Origin of the sequence: Pseudomonas rhodesiae (assembly GCF_013285305.1) — a bacterium.
GTDB classification, from domain to species: Bacteria; Pseudomonadota; Gammaproteobacteria; order Pseudomonadales; family Pseudomonadaceae; genus Aquipseudomonas; species Aquipseudomonas rhodesiae.
Map to the genome: position 1 here is coordinate 648963 of NZ_CP054205.1, position 18043 is coordinate 667005.

At 61.8% G+C, this 18043-nt stretch carries 19 protein-coding genes and 1 pseudogene; 5 read left to right on the top strand and 15 right to left on the bottom strand.

Annotation, left to right across the window (positions count from 1 at the left end; translation table 11 throughout):
- Positions 1 to 117: 117 nt before the first annotated feature.
- Both HRH33_RS02785 and HRH33_RS02790 read left to right on the top strand, forming a co-directional pair.
- The gene (locus HRH33_RS02785) at positions 118 to 1077 is read left to right on the top strand and encodes an amino acid ABC transporter permease (protein WP_034095476.1); all 960 of its coding nucleotides are present in this window, start codon (positions 118 to 120) and stop codon (positions 1075 to 1077) included.
- Complete coding sequence (locus HRH33_RS02790; RefSeq protein WP_034136558.1) at positions 1070 to 1804, top strand: amino acid ABC transporter ATP-binding protein; 735 nt, start codon at positions 1070 to 1072, stop codon at positions 1802 to 1804. The genes HRH33_RS02785 and HRH33_RS02790 overlap by 8 nt, the downstream gene beginning before the upstream one ends.
- A 15-nt stretch (positions 1805 to 1819) precedes the next feature.
- Here HRH33_RS02790 and HRH33_RS02795 read toward each other — a convergent pair whose 3' ends face one another.
- The 12 genes and pseudogenes from HRH33_RS02795 to ubiE form a co-directional block, all read right to left on the bottom strand.
- Positions 1820 to 3727, bottom strand: coding sequence for a methyl-accepting chemotaxis protein (locus tag HRH33_RS02795; protein ID WP_167416733.1), 1908 nt, complete (start codon positions 3725 to 3727; stop codon positions 1820 to 1822).
- 182 nt (positions 3728 to 3909) lie between these two features.
- Positions 3910 to 4782: a methyl-accepting chemotaxis protein gene (locus HRH33_RS26585; RefSeq protein ID WP_371918509.1), complete on the bottom strand. Its 873-nt coding sequence runs from the start codon at positions 4780 to 4782 to the stop codon at positions 3910 to 3912.
- Positions 4768 to 5826, bottom strand: a pseudogene (locus tag HRH33_RS26590) (methyl-accepting chemotaxis protein); the annotation flags it as partial. The pseudogene HRH33_RS26590 and the gene HRH33_RS26585, both read right to left, overlap by 15 nt.
- A gap of 87 nt (positions 5827 to 5913) precedes the next feature.
- The gene (locus tag HRH33_RS02805) at positions 5914 to 6621 is read right to left on the bottom strand and encodes a 16S rRNA (uracil(1498)-N(3))-methyltransferase (RefSeq protein ID WP_167416735.1); all 708 of its coding nucleotides are present in this window, start codon (positions 6619 to 6621) and stop codon (positions 5914 to 5916) included.
- Complete coding sequence (gene tatC / locus HRH33_RS02810; RefSeq protein WP_094065175.1) at positions 6618 to 7409, bottom strand: twin-arginine translocase subunit TatC; 792 nt, start codon at positions 7407 to 7409, stop codon at positions 6618 to 6620. Before tatC ends, HRH33_RS02805 begins: the two co-directional genes overlap by 4 nt.
- Positions 7406 to 7804, bottom strand: a complete 399-nt coding sequence (tatB, locus tag HRH33_RS02815) for a Sec-independent protein translocase protein TatB (RefSeq protein WP_034111411.1) — start codon at positions 7802 to 7804, stop codon at positions 7406 to 7408. Before tatB ends, tatC begins: the two co-directional genes overlap by 4 nt.
- Positions 7805 to 7814: 10 nt before the next feature.
- Positions 7815 to 8093: a twin-arginine translocase TatA/TatE family subunit gene (locus HRH33_RS02820; RefSeq protein ID WP_017738835.1), complete on the bottom strand. Its 279-nt coding sequence runs from the start codon at positions 8091 to 8093 to the stop codon at positions 7815 to 7817.
- A 26-nt stretch (positions 8094 to 8119) separates the two neighbouring features.
- Positions 8120 to 8452, bottom strand: a complete 333-nt coding sequence (locus HRH33_RS02825) for a phosphoribosyl-ATP diphosphatase (RefSeq protein WP_003209299.1) — start codon at positions 8450 to 8452, stop codon at positions 8120 to 8122.
- A 2-nt stretch (positions 8453 to 8454) separates the two neighbouring features.
- The gene (hisI, locus tag HRH33_RS02830) at positions 8455 to 8847 is read right to left on the bottom strand and encodes a phosphoribosyl-AMP cyclohydrolase (RefSeq protein ID WP_034095483.1); all 393 of its coding nucleotides are present in this window, start codon (positions 8845 to 8847) and stop codon (positions 8455 to 8457) included.
- 41 nt (positions 8848 to 8888) lie between these two features.
- On the bottom strand, positions 8889 to 10493 hold the full coding sequence (gene ubiB, locus HRH33_RS02835) for a ubiquinone biosynthesis regulatory protein kinase UbiB (RefSeq protein WP_034095484.1): 1605 nt from the start codon (positions 10491 to 10493) through the stop codon (positions 8889 to 8891).
- Positions 10490 to 11113, bottom strand: coding sequence for a ubiquinone biosynthesis accessory factor UbiJ (locus HRH33_RS02840; RefSeq protein WP_034095485.1), 624 nt, complete (start codon positions 11111 to 11113; stop codon positions 10490 to 10492). Before HRH33_RS02840 ends, ubiB begins: the two co-directional genes overlap by 4 nt.
- Entirely contained in the window at positions 11113 to 11883 is a 771-nt protein-coding gene (gene ubiE / locus HRH33_RS02845) for a bifunctional demethylmenaquinone methyltransferase/2-methoxy-6-polyprenyl-1,4-benzoquinol methylase UbiE (RefSeq protein ID WP_034095486.1), read from the bottom strand. Before ubiE ends, HRH33_RS02840 begins: the two co-directional genes overlap by 1 nt.
- A 158-nt stretch (positions 11884 to 12041) precedes the next feature.
- Between ubiE and HRH33_RS02850 the strand changes: the two genes are divergently transcribed.
- The 3 genes from HRH33_RS02850 (at position 12042) to HRH33_RS02860 (ending at position 13786) form a co-directional block, all read left to right on the top strand.
- Positions 12042 to 12317, top strand: coding sequence for a polyhydroxyalkanoic acid system family protein (locus HRH33_RS02850; RefSeq protein ID WP_094065173.1), 276 nt, complete (start codon positions 12042 to 12044; stop codon positions 12315 to 12317).
- 104 nt (positions 12318 to 12421) lie between these two features.
- Complete coding sequence (locus tag HRH33_RS02855; protein ID WP_034136563.1) at positions 12422 to 12844, top strand: phasin family protein; 423 nt, start codon at positions 12422 to 12424, stop codon at positions 12842 to 12844.
- Positions 12845 to 12856: 12 nt separating this feature from the next.
- On the top strand, positions 12857 to 13786 hold the full coding sequence (locus HRH33_RS02860) for a phasin family protein (protein WP_167416736.1): 930 nt from the start codon (positions 12857 to 12859) through the stop codon (positions 13784 to 13786).
- Between the two features lie 88 nt (positions 13787 to 13874).
- On the opposite strand, the gene HRH33_RS02865 is transcribed toward HRH33_RS02860, so the two are convergent.
- Genes HRH33_RS02865 through HRH33_RS02875 form a run of 3 tightly spaced genes read right to left on the bottom strand, consistent with a single transcriptional unit; the run spans position 13875 to position 18033 of the window.
- Positions 13875 to 14402 carry a fimbrial protein gene (locus HRH33_RS02865; protein ID WP_167416737.1) on the bottom strand — a complete coding sequence of 176 codons (528 nt, stop codon included), beginning with the start codon at positions 14400 to 14402 and terminating at the stop codon, positions 13875 to 13877.
- Between the two features lie 18 nt (positions 14403 to 14420).
- Positions 14421 to 15383, bottom strand: coding sequence for a fimbrial protein (locus HRH33_RS02870; protein WP_167416738.1), 963 nt, complete (start codon positions 15381 to 15383; stop codon positions 14421 to 14423).
- 52 nt (positions 15384 to 15435) lie between these two features.
- On the bottom strand, positions 15436 to 18033 hold the full coding sequence (locus HRH33_RS02875; RefSeq protein ID WP_167416739.1) for a fimbria/pilus outer membrane usher protein: 2598 nt from the start codon (positions 18031 to 18033) through the stop codon (positions 15436 to 15438).
- Positions 18034 to 18043 lie beyond the last annotated feature (10 nt).

Consider the following 18043-nt stretch of genomic DNA (forward strand, 5'->3'; position numbering starts at 1 on the left):
CGCGTAGCGCCCATCGCAGGCAAGACTGCCACGTTTGACTGTTGGAACTCGGTCAAGTGTGGGAGTGGCCTTGCCCACAATGGCGGCCTACCAGGCAACACACATCCGGAAAGATCAATGAAACAGAAAAAAGCCCAATGGCCCTGGCATCTGCTGACGGTGGTCGTGCTGGTTGGCTTGGCCGGCGCCTTGTATTACGCCACCTCGCTGATGTCCTACGAATGGCGTTGGAACCGCGTACCGCAGTACTTCGCCTATCAGGCGGAAACTGCCCAGCGCGCGGCGGATATCTCCACCGTCGTTGAGCTGGTACGCAATGGCGACACAGCCGAAGTCACCTTGCGCAATGACGCGGGCGTCGAGCAAAAGCTCACCGTCGCCGACAACAGCTTGCAAGTGGCCCGCGGCGATGATGTGGCCGAGGGCGATGTGGTCGGTGTGACCCGGCACTGGGCGTTGGGCCCGTTGATGTGGGGGCTGTGGACCACGTTGTGGCTGTCGGTGGTGTCCGGCATCCTGGGCCTGGTGATCGGTCTGGCGACCGGCCTGTGTCGCTTGTCCAGCAACCCGACCCTGCGCGACCTGTCGACGATCTATGTCGAATTGGTGCGCGGCACGCCGCTGCTGGTGCAGATCTTCATTTTCTATTTCTTTATCGGCACGGTGCTCAACCTTTCCCGCGAATTTGCCGGGATCGCCGCGCTGTCGCTGTTTACCGGCGCCTATGTGGCGGAAATCGTGCGCGCCGGTGTGCAGTCGATCACCCGTGGTCAGAACGAGGCCGCGCGATCCCTGGGCCTGAGTGCCAGCCAGTCGATGCGTCACGTCGTGTTGCCCCAGGCGTTCAAGCGCGTGTTGCCGCCGCTGGCCGGGCAATTTATCAGCCTGGTCAAGGACACCTCGCTGGTTTCGGTGATCGCCATCACCGAACTGCTCAAGAGCGGCCGCGAAGTGATCACCACCTCGTTCTCACCGTTCGAAATCCTGTTCTGCGTCGCAGGCCTGTACCTGCTGATCAACCTGCCGCTGTCGAAAATGGCCAGCCGGCTTGAGCGGAGGCTCGCGCAAAGTGATTGAAGTCCGCGATCTGGTAAAAGTCTTCGATACCCGTGGGCAGGTCGTCCGCGCGGTGGATAACGTCACCACCCAGGTGGCCAAGGGCGAAGTGCTGGTGGTGATCGGCCCGTCCGGTTCCGGCAAGTCCACCTTCCTGCGCTGCCTCAATGGCCTGGAAGAATTCGACTCAGGCTCGGTGAGCATCGACGGCCTGCAACTGGCTGATCCGAAAACCGACGTGAACGCCTATCGCCGCGAAGTCGGCATGGTGTTCCAGCACTTCAACCTGTTCCCCCATATGACCGTGCTGGAAAACCTGTGCCTGGCGCAGAAAGTCGTGCGCAAGCGCGGTAAGCAGGAGCGTGAGGCCAAGGCTTTGGCGCTGCTGGAAAAGGTCGGTATCGCGCAAAAGGCCAACGAGTTTCCATCCCGCTTGTCCGGCGGTCAGCAACAGCGGGTAGCCATCGCCCGGGCCTTGGCGATGGACCCCAAAGTGATGCTGTTCGACGAGCCCACCTCGGCCCTCGACCCGGAAATGGTCGGTGAGGTGCTCGATGTGATGAAGACCCTGGCCCTGGAAGGCATGACCATGGTCTGCGTCACCCACGAAATGGGCTTTGCCCGCGAAGTGGCCGATCGTGTGCTGTTCTTCGATCACGGCAAGTTGCTGGAAGACGCGGCCCCCGCCGCGTTCTTCGAGGCCCCCAAGGACCCGCGCGCCCAAGCCTTCCTGCGCCAGGTGCTGTAATCGGCCGGGGCGCGTTCAGACCTTGAACCGCCCCACACATGCCTGCAGATCCGTGCCCAAGCGGGCCAGCTCAGTGCTCGCCGCGGCCGTTTGCTCACTGGCAGTGGCGGTCTGTTCCGACACGTCCCGCACCTTCAATACGCTGCGATTGATCTCTTCGGCCACCGCGCTCTGCTCCTCGGCCGCCGCGGCGATCTGTGGGTTCATTTCCTGAATCACCCCCACCGTGCGTGCGATCTCCATCAAGGCCTCGCCGGCGTTGCGGGTCAGGCCGACGCTTTGATCGGTCAGCGCGCGGCTGTTGTCCATAATGTCGGCCACCTGTTGCGTGCCGCTGTGCAGACCGCCGATCAGTTCCTCGATTTCCTCGGCGGACTGCTGGGTGCGTTGGGCGAGGCTGCGCACTTCATCGGCGACCACCGCAAAGCCTTGGCCGGCCTCCCCAGCACGGGCCGCTTCGATGGCGGCGTTGAGGGCCAACAGGTTGGTCTGCTGCGACACCGACTTGATCACTTCCAGTACGCTGCCGATCTTCTGGCTCTCCCGTTGCAGCCCCAACATGGCCTGGCTGGAGCGCGCCATTTCATGGGCCAGATGCTCGATCTGCGCCACGGCATCCGTCACCACTCGGTCGCCCAGCTCGGTTTGCTGGTTGGCCTGCTTGGCGGCGATCGACGCCTGTTCGGCATGCCTCGCCACTTCCTGGGCGGTGGCCAGCATTTCGTTCATGGCGGTGGCGACCTGTTCGGTTTCGTCGCGTTGATTGTTGACCCCCGAGCGAGTCTGTTCGGTGACCGTGGACAGCTCCTCGGCGGCGCTGGCGATCTGCCTGGCGTTGTCGCTGATGTTGCCGATCAGGGCGCGCAGGTTGAGCGTCATTTGCGTCATGCTGCACTGCAATTGGCCCAATTCGTCCCGGCGTCGGGTCTGGACATCATGGCTCAGGTCGCCGTCGGCAATGCGATTGGCCACCGCCAGGGCTTTGCGCAATGGCTTGACGATCTGCCCGGCGATAACCCACGCGGCCAAGGCGCCGAAGATCAGCGCGGCGGCCGTGGTCGCCAACGTCTGGGTGCGTGCGTGATCGGCGGCGAGGTCGCGTCGTTGGGTCTGGTCCTGGCTCAACAGGTCGCTCTGCGCGAGCAGTTGATCCAGCTGTTGCTCTAACTGGGCTTGCGCGGTCTCGGTGCTCAGTTGCGCCTCCTTGAGGCGGGTGAGATGGGTGCGGATGCTTTGCACGGCGTTGGTCAGCGCGCTGTTATCCACCGGCAGCTTCGCCACGGCGGCGAGGGTCAGTTCCAGGCTGCGCTCCGCGTCGCTGACGGCCTGGGCGTAGGCCTCCAGCGAATCGGCGGCCCAGGCCGCGCTCTGGGCGCTGTCTTCGGCGTGCCCAATGGCCTGGCGAAGATTCTCGATAGCATCCAGGGCCTTTTCATCCTCCTGATCCGGCAGGTCGCTGGCCAGTTGCGCCAGTACATCGCCGATGCGCACGGTGCTTTGTTTCAATTGCTCGCGGGCGTTTTCCCGTTTCTCCACGCGGGTGGGTATGTCCTTGAGGGTCGTTTTGAACGCATCGGACAGACGCGTCATCTCCTGTAAATACTGAATGGACTGGGCGACTTTGAGGCGGTTGGAGAGTTCTGCCAGCGCGGCCTCGACTTTTTCCATGCCGTGGCTTAATCGATCGAGGCTTTTGGCATCGTCCAGCGTGCGGTAAACGATGCGATCGGAGCGCAGTTCTTCGCCGGCCACGGCCAATTGCGCGAGCACGGTGAGGGTTTGCGAGCGGTAAAGGGATGCGGCCAGGGCCTGCCAGCCGGTCACGGCGATGACCAGGCTCAGGGCCAGTACCAGGGCGAAGCCCAGGGCCAGTTTGAGGGTGACGCTGGCGTCGCCCAATAGGTGAGTCATTCGACGAAGCATGGTTAACCTCCGACAAGTGAACGAGGGACGTTCGTCAACGTATCGGCGCACCACGGGCGCGCTAACGCGGTGAACTGAGTTCAACGCTAGTTCTGTTGTCGGTGGGGAGAGCCTGAAAAACTCGTAGGAAATTTCACAGGCTGACAACGGCGACCCGAGGCAGGTCGCCGTGACACAGGGGGTCAGACGCGGAAGCGGCCGACCAGGGCTTGCAGGTGGGTGCCCAGGCGCGCGAGTTCGGTGCTCGACGTGGCGGTCTCTTCGCTGGCGGCGGCGGTCTGTTCCGAGATGTCGCGCACGTTCAGCACGCTGCGGTTGATCTCTTCGGCCACGGCGCTCTGTTGCTCGGCGGCGGTGGCGATCTGGGAGTTCATCGCCTGGATCGTCGATACGGTACGGGTGATGCTGGCCAGGGCACTGCCGGCGCGGCGGGTCAGTTCGACACTGCTGTCGGTGAGGCCGCGGCTGTTGTCCATGATGGCCGCCACCTGCTGAGTGCCGGTTTGCAGGCCGGCAATCAGCTCTTCGATCTCTTCGGTGGACTTCTGGGTGCGCTGCGCCAGGCTGCGCACTTCATCGGCCACCACGGCGAACCCGCGCCCGGCTTCACCGGCCCGTGCCGCTTCAATCGCGGCGTTGAGTGCCAACAGGTTGGTTTGCTGGGCCACGGACTTGATCACATCGAGCACGCTGCCGATCTTGTCGCTTTCGCGCTTGAGGTCGCCCATGGCCTCGGTGGAGTTGCCGACCTCGGTGGCCAAGCGCTCGATCTGGGCAATCGCCTCGCCCACCACCTTGTCGCCCTCACGGGCCTGCTGGTCGGCGGCCACGGCGGCTTCGGAGGCTTCTTCGGCATTGCGCGCCACTTCCTGCACGGTGGCGGCCATTTCGTTCATGGCGGTGGCCACCTGATCGGTTTCGACCTTCTGGCTGTTGACCCCGGCACTGGTCTGTTCGGTCACGGCGGACAGCTGTTCGGCGGCGCTGGCGATCTGGGTCACGCCATCGCTGATACCGCCGATCAACTCACGCAGGCCCACGGTCATGCTTTGCATGGCCCGTTGCAGTTGACCCAGTTCGTCCTGGCGCAGCGAGGTCAGGTTGTGGCTCAAGTCGCCCGAGGCGACGCGCTCCGCGACTTTGAGGGTCTGCTCCAGCGGGAGGATGATCTGGCGGGTGATGGCCCATGCGGCCACGAGGCCGAAGATCAGTGCCAGGATGGTCGCGAGCAGCAACAGGTTTTTTGCGTGGGCGGCGTCGGTGTCGCGCACGACAGTTTGGGACAGGGTTAGTTTGTCACTGTGGCTGAGCAGGATGTCGCCTTGTGCGCTCATGGTTTTGAGCGCCGCTGCGCTAGCGACCTGGGAGTCGCGATACTGGCTGACGGCCGCGCGGTACGCTTGCAACGAAACGCCAGCCTGCTGCAGATTGGCCTGGAACTCGGCCGGCAATTGGCCTTCAAGTTCAGTGATTTTCTTGAGGGCATTGTCGATGGCATCGAGGGCCGGCTGTTCGGCTTCGACCTTGCCACTGTAGGTGTAACCGCGCACTTGGAAGCGTGCTTGTTGGATCAGTTTGCTCAAGCTGACTACGCTGTTGAACTGAGTAACGCTGTCGCCTTGCAGCAGGCTTTTTTCAATATCGCCCACCTTGAGCACGGCATTGTCGGCGGTATCGCCAAGCTTGCTGCGAGCGTTTTCGCGGCTGGCACCGGCTTGCGCCATATCGCTGAAGGCGCGTTTGTATTGATCCACCGCGGCCAATTGCTCGTCGATCAGTGCTGCGTCGGCAGGTTGCTCGATCATTGTGCGGGCGTTCTTGAGACCACTGTCGAGCTTGTTCAGCAGTTCGCTGACAGCGGTGGTGCCTTGTTCGCCGCGGCGCATTTCATAGTCCAGGCGTGCCAGGCGCAAGTCTTTGGTCAGGCTGTTCAGACTGGAGATGTAACCCAGCTTGTCACCTCGGCTGATCACATCACCCAAGCCAGTCCAGCCGGTGAAGGTAATCATCAGCGTCAGCAGTAATACCAGGCCAAAGCCGACGGCGAGTTTGGTTTTGACGCTGACATTTCCCAGCTTTTCGGCTAACCAACGATACATGCTGCAAACTCCCCTGGAACAAGGCTTGGACTTATCCACACCTTATCGGCTGCCTGGGAAGATTCTGTAGGACGGAGCAGGTGGGCGTCAGAATAGACGGGCAAGTAGAGCCGTCACGGCCGTTTCAACGCGCAGGATACGTGCACCGAGTTGCACCGGTTGCAAGCCGACCTTGGTCAGCAATTCCACCTCGTAGGGGATCCAGCCGCCTTCCGGTCCAATCGCCAGGGTGACTGGTTCATCCAAGCCGCGCGGGCAGGCTGGGTAATTTCCCGGATGGCCGATCAGGCCTAACGTGCCCTCGGTCATGGCCGGTAGACGGTCCTCGACGAACGGCTTGAAGCGCTTTTCGATGATGATCTCGGGCAGCACCGTGTCGCGGGCTTGCTCCAGGCCCAGGATCAGTTGCTCACGGATCGCCTCGGGCTCTAGGAACGGGGTCTGCCAGAAACTTTTCTCTACGCGGTAGCTATTGACCAAGACCACCTTGGGCACACCCATGGCCGCCACGGTTTGCAGCACTCGACGCAGCATCTTCGGGCGTGGCAGGGCCAGCAACAGGGTCAGGGGCAGTTTGGCCGGCGGCGGCAGGTCGAAGCTGACCTGTAACTCGGCCTCGGCGGCTTCAAGGCGCAGCAGGTGCGCGTTGCCCATCAGCCCACCGATGCGGCCGACGCGCAGGTTGTCGCCCACCGCTGCGCGGTGGACGTCCTGCATATGCACCAGGCGTCGATCCCGCAGGATCACTCGGTCGGCCGCGATAAAGTCGGCGTCTTCCAGCAGCAGCAGGTTCACGGTTGGGTCGCTGGCGGCTGGTCGTCGTCGGCGGGTTGGTCATCCGGGTGGTCGCTGCGCTTGCTGATCAGGCTGCTGAACAGGATGCCAATCTCGAACAGCATCCACATCGGCACGGCCAGCAGGGTCTGGGAGAAGATGTCCGGCGGGGTCAGGATCATGCCGACCACGAAGCAGCCGATGATCACGTACGGGCGGATCTTCTTCAGGTACTGCACATTGACCACGCCGATCCATACCAGCAGCACCACCGCCACCGGGATCTCAAAGGCCACGCCAAAGGCAAAGAACAGCGTCATCACGAAGTCGAGGTAGCTGGTGATGTCGGTCATCATCTCCACGCCGGCAGGTGTGGCGGCGGCGAAGAATTTGAAGATCAGCGGGAACACCAGGAAATAGGCGAAGGCCATGCCTGTGTAGAACAGCAGGATGCTCGACACCAGCAACGGCACCGCGATGCGTTTCTCATGCTTGTACAGGCCCGGAGCGATAAAGCCCCAGATCTGATGCAGGATCACCGGGATCGCCAGGAACAGCGAGACCATCATCGTCAACTTCAACGGCGTCAGGAACGGCGAGGACACATCGGTGGCGATCATCGTCGCGCCGGCCGGCAGGTACTGGCGCAACGGCGTGGAGACGAACGTGTAGATCTGCTGGGTAAAGGCGAACAGCCCGGCAAAGATGATGAAGATCGCCGCTACGCAACGCAGCAGGCGGGTACGCAGCTCGGTGAGGTGCGAGACCAGCGGCATGTGCTGGTCGTTTTCCGGTTTATCAGCGCTCATGGGGCTCGCGGCGGCAATGTAGGGTCATGGGGAGCGGGCGACGCGGTGGGCGCCGGTACTGGCTCTGGCGGGGTTGGAGCGGTGTCGGCGGCTGGGGCTGGTGCAATGCTGTGTTCAGCCACCGGCTCCACCGGTTTGGCCGGCTCTTGCACGGGCGACAGGATCTTGCGCGCCTCTTGCTCCAACGACAGGATGTGTTCGTTGTGCAGTTGCCGGCGGATCTCGTCCGCGCCGATTTCCCGTTCAACTTCCTGTTTGATGGCGTTGAAACTGCGTTTCAGGCGCCCGATCCACAGCCCGGCCGTGCGTGCGGCACCGGGCAGGCGTTCCGGCCCCAGCACCAACAGGGCCACGAGGCCGACGAGCAGCAGTTCAGAGAAGCTGATACCAAACATTAGTCAGTGCTCACGAGTCTTTGCGGGTCGGCTCTTCGACTTTTTCAGCCTGCACGTCGAAGGTGCGACGCTCGGTGATCGGCTGGGCGGCCTGGGGGTGCACAGGCTGGGCTGGTGGCACCGGATTGGCCGCAGGATCGGCGGGCTTTTCGTCGTCGTTCATGGCTTTGCGAAAGCCCTTGATCGACTCGCCCACGTCGGTGCCGAGGTTTTTCAGTTTCTTGGTGCCGAACACCAGCACTACCACCACCAGAATGACGATCCAGTGTTTCCAGTCAAAAATGCCCATGCTGCAAATCCTCTAATCAACGTTATTCAAGCGGACGGGCGCGAGGCCTTTTCGGCGTGCCCGGACAGGCCGAAGCGACGGTCCAGTTCATCCAGCACGGCCTGCGGATGCTGCCCCAGTTGGGCGAGCATGACCAGGCTGTGGAACCACAGGTCGGCGGTCTCGTAGATCACATCGCTGCAGTCGCCACTGATCTGGGCGTCCTTGGCGGCAATGATAGTCTCGACCGATTCTTCGCCGAGCTTCTCCAGGATCTTGTTCAAGCCCTTGTGGTACAGGCTGGCGACGTAGGAGCTGTCGGCGTCCGCACCTTTGCGGTCCTCCAGCACCTGGGCCACACGGTTCAGGGTATCGCTCATGTTCAGTGTCCTGCGGAGTAAATGGCGTGCGGGTCTTTGAGCACCGGTTCGACCACTTTCCATTCGCCGTCCTCGAACACGCGATAGAAGCAGCTGTGACGGCCGGTGTGGCAGGCAATGCCGCCGATCTGCTCGACTTTCAGGATGATCACATCCCCATCGCAATCCAGACGCAGCTCGTGCAGGGTCTGCACATGCCCGGACTCTTCGCCCTTGCGCCACAGTTTGCCACGCGAACGTGACCAGTAGATGGCGCGCTGCTCAGCGGCGGTGAGGCTCAGGGCCTCGCGGTTCATCCAGGCCATCATCAGCACGCGCCCGGTCTTGTAGTCCTGAGCAATGGCTGGCACAAGGCCGTCACTGTCCCATTTGATTTCGTCCAGCCAGTCTTTCATGTTCGGCTCCGGCAATTTGCAACAGTGTATAACTGGATCGGCTATCGCCGCACAATCAGATAAACACCCACGGCGACCATGATCCCGGCCGGCCAATGGCCCAATTGGTTCAGCGGCCCGCCGATCGCCAGCATCACGCCACCCACCAGATGCGCCGCGCCCAATAGGCGCAGAAACCAGTCGTCCTTGCGTTTTTGCCACGGTGGCGCGGGGTCTTTGGCGTGGGGTTGGGACATGCGCTCAAGCAGGTCACGGGTCATGTTGGCCAGGTGCGGCAGCTGTTCGAACTGGCTGTGCAGGTTGCCCAGCATGGTCTTTGGACTCATGCGCTCGCGCATCCAACGTTCCAGGAACGGCTGCGCGGTGTTCCACAAGTCGAGGTCCGGGTACAGCTGGCGGCCCAGGCCTTCGATGTTGAGCAGGGTTTTTTGCAGCAGGACCAACTGCGGCTGCACTTCCATATTGAAGCGCCGCGCGGTCTGGAACAGGCGCATCAGTACCTGGCCAAATGAAATATCTTTTAAGGGTTTTTCAAAGATCGGCTCGCACACGGTACGGATTGCCGCTTCGAACTCATTGAGCTTGGTCTCCGCCGGCACCCAGCCCGAATCGATGTGCAATTGCGCCACGCGGCGGTAGTCGCGCTTGAAGAAGGCGAACAGGTTGCGCGCCAGGTAATCCTGGTCTTCCGGAGTGAGGCTGCCGACGATGCCGCAGTCGATTGCGATGTACTGCGGGCTCCACGGGTTGACGGTGCTGACGAAGATATTGCCCGGGTGCATGTCGGCGTGGAAGAAACTGTCGCGGAACACCTGGGTGAAGAAAATCTCCACGCCGCGTTCGGCGAGCATCTTCATGTCGGTGCGCTGGTCGGCCAGGGTGGCCAGGTCGGTGACCTGCACGCCATAGATGCGCTCCATCACCAGCACTTTAGGGCGGCACCAGTCCCAATACACTTGCGGCACATACAGCAGTTGCGAGCCTTCAAAGTTGCGCCGCAATTGGCTGGCATTGGCCGCTTCACGCAGCAGATCGAGTTCGTCGTAGATAGTTTTTTCGTAATCGGCGACCACGTCCACCGGGTGCAGCAAGCGTGCATCGGCGCTGAAACGCTCGGCGGCGCGGGCGAGGATAAACAGCCATGCCAGGTCCTGGCCGATGATCGGCTTGAGGCCCGGGCGAATCACCTTCACCACCACTTCTTCGCCGGTCTTGAGTTGCGCGGCGTGCACTTGCGCCACGGAGGCCGAGGCCAGGGGCTCGACGTCAAAGCGCCTGAACACCTCGCTGATCTTTTTGCCCAGTTGCTCTTCGATCAGCGCCATCGACTGTTGCGAATCGAAGGGCGGCACGCGGTCCTGCAACAGCATCAGTTCGTCGGCGATGTCTTCGGGCAGCAGGTCGCGGCGGGTGGAGAGGATCTGCCCGAACTTGATGAAGATCGGCCCCAGGTCCTGCAATGCCAGGCGCAGGCGCGCACCACGGCTGAGCTCCAGCCGTTTGCGGGGCAGCCAGCGCCACGGCAGTACATAGCGCACCGCCAGCAGGAACCATGGCAAGGGCAGGGCGAACAGCAGGTCATCGAGACGGTAGCGGATTACGACGCGCTGGATACGGAACAAACGGCGGACGGCGAGCAGCTTCATGCGTTATCGCTTGGATCAAGGGAACGGCTCAGGCGCTCGAAGCGCGCCTCAAGACGTTCCAGGTCGAGTTTGGCCTTGTCGAGTTCGCGAAAGCGCGCTTGCGCTTCCCGTTGCCCGACCAGAGTGCGCGATTCTTCGCTCAGGTATTCGGCGAGGTTCTGGTTAAGGCTGGCGAATCCCTGCTGGTACCAGCGCGTGCGGCTGCGCACGTGACCGCTGATCAACTGGGTGGCGACGGGGCCGATCCAGCGCGAGAGTTCGTATTCCCAGTCCAGTTCCAGATCCTGCAGCACGGCGGCCAGGTCCATCAGCACCGCGCTGTCGCCTTCCAGCTCAACTTCGGTGCTGTGCAGGATGGCGGTCTTGTTGCGGCTCAGCGCCAGGTGCAGCAGGCTCGATGCTGGCGCACGCAGGGTGCAGTCGGCGTCGGCGGCCCACTGGGTCGCCAGCATCAGGCCTTCATCGCTGGGCAGGATAAACAGCTGCAAGGCGGGGCTGCGGCAGTCGACGGCGATGACGTTGCCGTTCAGGTGTGCGAGCCGCGCCAGGGCAGTGCTGTCCAGGCGCAGCACACGGTTGAGACCGTGCTCGACGCTGGCGAGAAGACCTTGCAGCAGCATCAGGGCTTGATGCCACGGTGCAGGGCGACGATGCCCGAGGTCATGTTGTGGTAGGTCACACGGTCAAAACCGGCTTCCACCATCATCGACTTCAGGGTTTCCTGGTCGGGGTGCATGCGGATCGATTCGGCCAGGTAGCGGTAGCTCTCGGCGTCATTGGTGATCAGCTTGCCCATCAGCGGCATGAAGGCAAAGGAGTAGGTGTCGTAGACCTTGGACATCAGCGCGTTGGTCGGCTTGGAGAACTCCAGCACCAACAGGCGGCCACCCGGTTTGAGTACGCGCAGCATCGAGCGGATCGCGTCTTCTTTATGGGTCACGTTGCGCAGGCCGAAGGCGATGGTCACGCAGTCGAAATGGTTGTCGGGGAACGGCAGCTTTTCAGCGTCGGCCTGGACGAACTCGATATTGCCGGCCACGCCTTTGTCGAGCAGACGGTCACGGCCGACCTTGAGCATCGAACCGTTGATGTCCGCCAGCACCACCTGGCCAGTCGGGCCGACGAGCTTGGAGAACTTGGCGGCCAGGTCGCCCGTGCCGCCGGCGATGTCCAGCACGCGATTGCCGGGGCGTACGCCCGACAATTCGATGGTGAAGCGCTTCCACAAGCGGTGCATGCCGCCGGAAAGCACATCGTTCATCAGGTCGTACTTGGCGGCTACGGAGTGGAACACCTCAGCGACTTTTTCCGCTTTCTGGCTTTCCGGGACGTTCTTGAAGCCGAAGTGAGTGGTGGGTTCGGCATCGCTGCCTTTGCGCTGATCAGTCATATCGCTGTCACCAAAAGAGAATGCGGCACATGATAATCCCCAAGGCTTGCTTTGTCTTGGCAAGGCTGCAGGTAAGATAGAGGGGCGCCGAGACGTTTTGCCGCATTCACGATGTGCAAGTCTCTATTTTTCAAGTCTCTGCAAGAGGAATCATCGCAATGGCCCGTATCACCGTTGAGCGTGCACATTCCCTGGGTAAAGAAGGCGCACGGGCAAAGGCCGACAAGTTGGCGAACAAACTCAAGGAACAATATGGCCTGGAATCGTCGTGGTCTGGCGATACCTTGAACCTCAAGCGTTCCGGGGTTAAAGGCACCGTACTTGTGGCTGACGATTCGCTGCGTATCGATGTGGAACTGGGCCTGCTGATGTCGGCCATGAGCGGCACCCTCAAGTCCGAAATCGAAAAAGCCTTGGACAAAGCCTTGGCCTGACTACTTAGGGTTAGGGTGCCGATTCTAATTTTTCCTCCTACTTTGTGCCCAAGCCCACAACTCCTGCGGGCCGTTCCTCCCCCCTATTTTGTGTGAGGTGCACCATGGCCAACGTTATCCTGAAGAAAAAAATCGACACTCAAACCCGCGCCCTGAGCGATGTTAAATCCTACGCGCGCAAGATCTGGCTGGCGGGCCTGGGGGCCTATGCGAAGGTCGGCAGTGAGGGCAGCGAGTATTTCAAAGAGCTGGTTAAGAGCGGTCAACATATTGAAAGTAAAGGCAAAAAAGTTGCCGTTGAACAACTTGATGCCGCCAACAGTCAGATTGACCAAGTAAAGAGTAATGTCACTGCGGTCAAAGGTCGGGTAGAAGTTCAGCTGGATAAAGTTGAAAAAGCTTTTGATACTCGCGTTGCAAGTGCCTTGAATCGAATCGGCATTGCGTCTAAACATGACGTGGAGACACTCTCTGCTAAGCTCGAAGAGCTGACGGCATTGCTCGAACGTGTCGCGCGTAAACATTAAGGAGACAACGGGATGGCTGTTAAAAAGAATACTCAGAAAGAAGGCAGCTCGTGGATCGGGGAAGTTGAAAAATACTCCCGTAAGATCTGGCTTGCTGGTTTAGGCGTGTACTCGAAGGTCAGCAGTGATGGCGGCAAGTACTTCGAGACCTTGGTTAAAGACGGCGAAAAAGCCGAGAAGTTGACCAAGACCACCGTTGGCAAGAAAGTCGATGCGGCCAAGGCCAGTGCAGGTTCGGCCAAGGCAAGCATTTCCGACACCTGGGGCAAGTTGGAAGAGACCTTCGACAAGCGCCTCAACAGTGCCATTTCGCGCTTGGGCGTACCCAGCAAAGCGGAGCTGAAGACGTTGCACAGCAAGGTCGACACGCTGACCAAGCAAATCGAAAAACTCACCGGCGCTAAAGTGGCACCCGTGAAAACCGCCGCCGCCAAACCTGCGGCCAAAACCGCAGCGGCTAAACCGGCCGCAAAAACTGCCGCCAAGCCATTGGTGAAAGCCGCCGCCAAACCTGCAGCGAAAACCGCGGCCAAGGCGGCGGCGAAAGCGGCGGCCAAGCCTGCGGCCAAAACCGCAGCAGCCAAGCCGGCTGCAAAAGCCGCCGCTAAACCGGTCGCTGCCAAAGCGGCTGCCAAGCCTGCGACCAAAGCCGCCGCCAAGCCTGCAGCCAAACCAGCAGCTAAGGCTGCGGCGAAACCGGCCGCCAAGCCTGCGGCGAAAACCGCAGCGGCCAAGCCCGCCGCCAAACCTGCTGCCAAGCCCGCCGCAGCGAAGAAGCCCGCCGCCGCCAAAAAACCTACGGCCGCCAAACCGGCAGCGGCAACCAAACCGGCAGCTCCCGCATCAACCCCCTCTACAGCCAACTCGGTCTCCGCGCCGACGCCGGCTGCCGCTACCCCGACTGCAACGCCGGCTACCCCGACGTCTTCCAGTCAGTCCTGATTTTTCCGGGACATCCAAAAATACCCGGCCTGCGAAGGTCGGGTTTTTTTGTACCCGCTGATTTTTACCGGCAACAACGCCAGCGCCATCAGTTGTAAGTGATCGAAACGGTAACGGCGCTGGCCAGACTGCCGTGGGTGAGGGGTTCCCCGGTTTTGTGGTACGCCGCCGTCAGCGGCATCACTGCTTTATTGCCGGCAGTTGCGATGCTACGGCTGCGCTGGTCCACGGTGCCGTTGGCGGGGATGGTATACGCGGGGGAGCCGCGATGTATGAGCTGCAGGGCTGTTCCCCCCGAGGTCCCGGTATTGGAAAACAGTTGGGCGTTACCCGTTGAAGGGGTGCCGGAGAACAGAAAAACCACAGTGTTGATATCCGACTCGCAGTCGGCGGAAATCTCGAAATCAAACGCGCCCGTACTGGCTGCCGTATCGAAGTCCGAGACCTTGATGGTAGGCAAGGTAATGGTGCGGTTCTCATCGCCGGCCGCCAGGTTGCAGGTGCCGGCGTTGATCTGGCCGACAAAAGTCAAAGTCCCCGTGGTGGCGGCCTGAACCCCATGGCTGGCCACGCCCACAGTGATTGCCAGCCAAACTGCCGGCGCGCGGGTGTTCATCGCGTGATCCTCAATCGGTCAGTCATAGGTGATGTGGACGGTCACGGTGCTGATGAAGGTGCCTTGAGTGACCGTGCCGTTCTTGTGATAAGCGCTACCGAGCGGCAGGACGGCGCGGTTGCCCGAGACCGCCAGCGTGCGTGTGTCTTCGGTGCCGTTGGCGAGTATGTTCTGCACGCCGCCGCCGAGGCGTGAGTACAGCCAGAGCGCAACGCCTGCGGCGCTGCCCGTGTTGGCGAAGATCCGATCATTGCCCGGTGCCGGTGCCCCGGAAAATCGGAACGTGACGTTCATGGCATCGCTGCATTGCGCGGTCAGCTCGAAGTCCCGTCCGCCAACGACAGTCTGGGTGTCGAATGCACGGACTTGCACCGGCTCGAACAGGATCGTGCGGTTGACGTCACCGGCGTCCAGGTTGCAGGTGGGCGTAGGGGCGACAAAACGCACCGATGTATTGAGCAGCAAGTGAAAGCGGCCTTTGCCGCCGTCCCAACGATCTTCAACCAGGCTTCCACTGGTCAGCGTGCCGCTGGTGACGGGGCCGGTTTTGAAGAACAACGCCTCCGCGCTGACATTGCTGTACAGCGGCAACGCATTGCTCTGACTGAACGGGGGCGAGGTGTGCAGTTGATGGGGGTAAACCAGTCCCCTGTGATTACGCACCAGCACGCGTATGCCAACCCCTGGCACACCGGTGTGATACGCCGTGACGCCTGCGCCCGGCACCATCGCCGAGTCGGTGAAGCGCCCGATAATCTGCCTGGGGGTCGAAGTGCGGCAGTTGAGTTCAAAGCTGGGCGCGATGCCGTTGAAAGCCTGCCGGATAATCAGGCTGCCCACGGGAAGGCTGGTGGGAACGGTGATGGTATCCGGCAGGGACAGGCCGTGCTCGGAGTTGGGATATAGCCGACACTCAGCAAGCACCGTGACCGGCGCCCCGACTATCAGCAGGAGCAAAAAATATCTAGCAGTGTGCGTCATGGGCAACCTCATCATCAGAAGCCGGGTATCAAGGGGCGCGTGAACGTGCCGTTCAGCCGCTTGCATCGCGCTCGGCCGCTGGCGGTGGCTGCGCGGCGAGGTCGGCACCGAGTTGGCACAGGTCAGCGTTCAGATGCCGCAAGCGCTGCTTGTTCTGCGCCGTGGCCGCGATGGCGGCGTTGTAGGTAAACCAGCAAGTGGCAGTGGCGGTTGAACCCCACTTGACGGTCAATTTGCCCCGCGCCCGTGAGACCCGAACAAACGCCTTTCCACCTTGGCCGACGATCCCGACACTGGCGCCGTCTTCATCGAATACATCCGAACCAAACGGCAATGGGCTGCCGTCCTCGCGCTGTGTGGTGATCAACAAGGCTTGGCCGCTGACCGTCTCGAATTGCAGCTTCACCACCGAGCCGGCGCGGGGCGCGACGTTGCGCGCTGCGGTCTTGAGTTCGACATCCACGGACAAGTCCTTGGGGTCCAGCTCGACCACGTTCTGTCGATAGGGCGTGAGGTGGCTCACCACGGCCTGGCCGTCCTTGCCGACGTGGGCGGCGTGGTTGCCATTGATCCTCGCGCCCTGGGCGTCGGGTGCCTGGACGATCCCCAGGGTGTCGCCCAGCTCCGGGGCGAAGATCAGGCCGTCGGCGTGCGCAACCAGGCCGCCGGTCATGCCCAGCGACGTCGAGCGGTACGCCTCGCTGTGGCCATAGCTGGCGGACAACAAGCCATAATCGGCCTGGTATTTCATATCGGCACTCTGGGTGTTGCCGCTGCCCTGGGTGCGGCTGGTGCTCAGGCCGTAGCTCAGTTGATTGTGCTCGCCCCAACTACCGCCCAGGCTGATCCGCTCGCCGCTGTTGTGGTCTCCACGGTAGGCCGTACTGGTCAGAGTAGGCGTATGCGTGCCGCTGCCCAGCGGCAGGCTCAGGGTCAAATCCAGTTGTTGATCGACCTCACCACTCAGCACATCACGGCCGCGCTGAACGCTGAGGGTGTAGTGGAGGTTTTTCCAGTGGCCGCTGTAGCCGGCACTGAAGGTCAGGTTGCCCCCTGAACGGTTCCAGTAGTGTTGCGAAGAACCGGTCACATACACCGAGCCGTGGCTCAGGCTTTGATTAAGGCTGATATCCATCCTGTCGCGCAGGCGTGACACGTTGTCCAGGTCGCGTCCGTCCAGGGCATGGTCACGCAGTTGCGCGGCATCGCCCGCCGTCAGAAAACCGGAGGTGGAGTAACGGTAAGCGCCGAGGGTGAAGTGGGTGCCGCTGTCGGCGAAATTCTTGCTGTAGCGCAGTTGCACGCTGTGCCCGCTGCGCGAGCCGTGCCTGGGGATGTCGGCGCTTGAGTGTGTCAGGTCCACGGACAATGCGCCCAATGGCGTGTTGAATGCCGCGCCTGCCAATTGGGCGCGGTAGTCCTCGCCCAGCATCGCCCCGGTGTAGCCGGTCAGCAGATTGCTCAGACCCTGTTGGTAAGTGGCCTGCATCAACTTGGGCGGATGGCGCAGCCCCAGCTCATCCAACTGGCCGATACTTAGCGTGTAGCGCCGGTAGCCCGGTCGCAGCAAGTGAGCATTGGCGGCGAACGGCACGATAAACGCGCGCTGGCGACCGTCAGCCTCGGTGATCGTCACACTCAGGTCGCCGCCGTAACCGGTCGGGAAAAAATCGTCGAGCACAAAGGGGCCGGGCGCTACCGACACTTCGCTGAGCAACACACCACGTTGACGCACGCTGACACGGGCATTGGTTTCGGCGACACCGCGCACCACCGGCGCGAAGCCGGTCATGGAGTCCGGCAGCATCCGGTCATCGCTGAACAGGCTGATGCCGCGCAGGCGAATGCTGTCGAAAAGTTCGCCGGGGGTATGGATTTCGCCGGCCATCAATTGTGATCGCCACCGACTCAGTTCGCGCTGCACATAGGTGGCGTTGCTCTGATAGCCAGCGGCGCCGAGGCTGTGGCTGTAGCTGCCGTTATGTCGCCAATGCCAATCGCCCAGGTTGAGCCCGGTGTTCAGGCCCACGTAGTGGGAGTCCAGCGAGCGGCCGTTGGTACGGGTGGTAAAGGTGTTGGCGTTGTAGCGCACGAACGCTGCGTCCACGCCACTTTCCCAGTGCCTGGGGTCGACATAGCCACGCGCCTGGCGCGTCAGGTAAACCTGGGGGATCTGCAGGTCCAGGCGCGTTTCGCCGATATCGAACTGGCTGCTGGCGCCGGGTAGATAGCTGGCGATATCGGCGCAACGGTCAAACGGTTTGCGCGGGCCGGGTGTTTGTTGGTCGGCGCTGTCGACCTCGATACCGAAGCGTTGCAACGCCTCACGTTCCAGACACAGCTGTGCCGACGGCTGACCCTGGACGGCGATAAACGTGACGCTCTCGCGACCGAGCCACTGACCGTTGAGGTACACCTCTGAACGGTAGGTGCCTGGCAACACGACGTTACCCTGGCTGAACTTCGCGATATCGACCTGCAAGCCTGCCGCGCCATCGGCAAAGAAAGCCGGGTTGAACTCCACATACTCGGCGCCGTGGGCGTCCATCGCCTCGGCGCTGCTCACCAGCAGCAGGCTACGCATTGTCAGACTCAAACCACGGCGTGCCAGGGGCGCGCTGCGGACGCCGGTGGGCGTGATCGCACTCATTGTTAAGCGT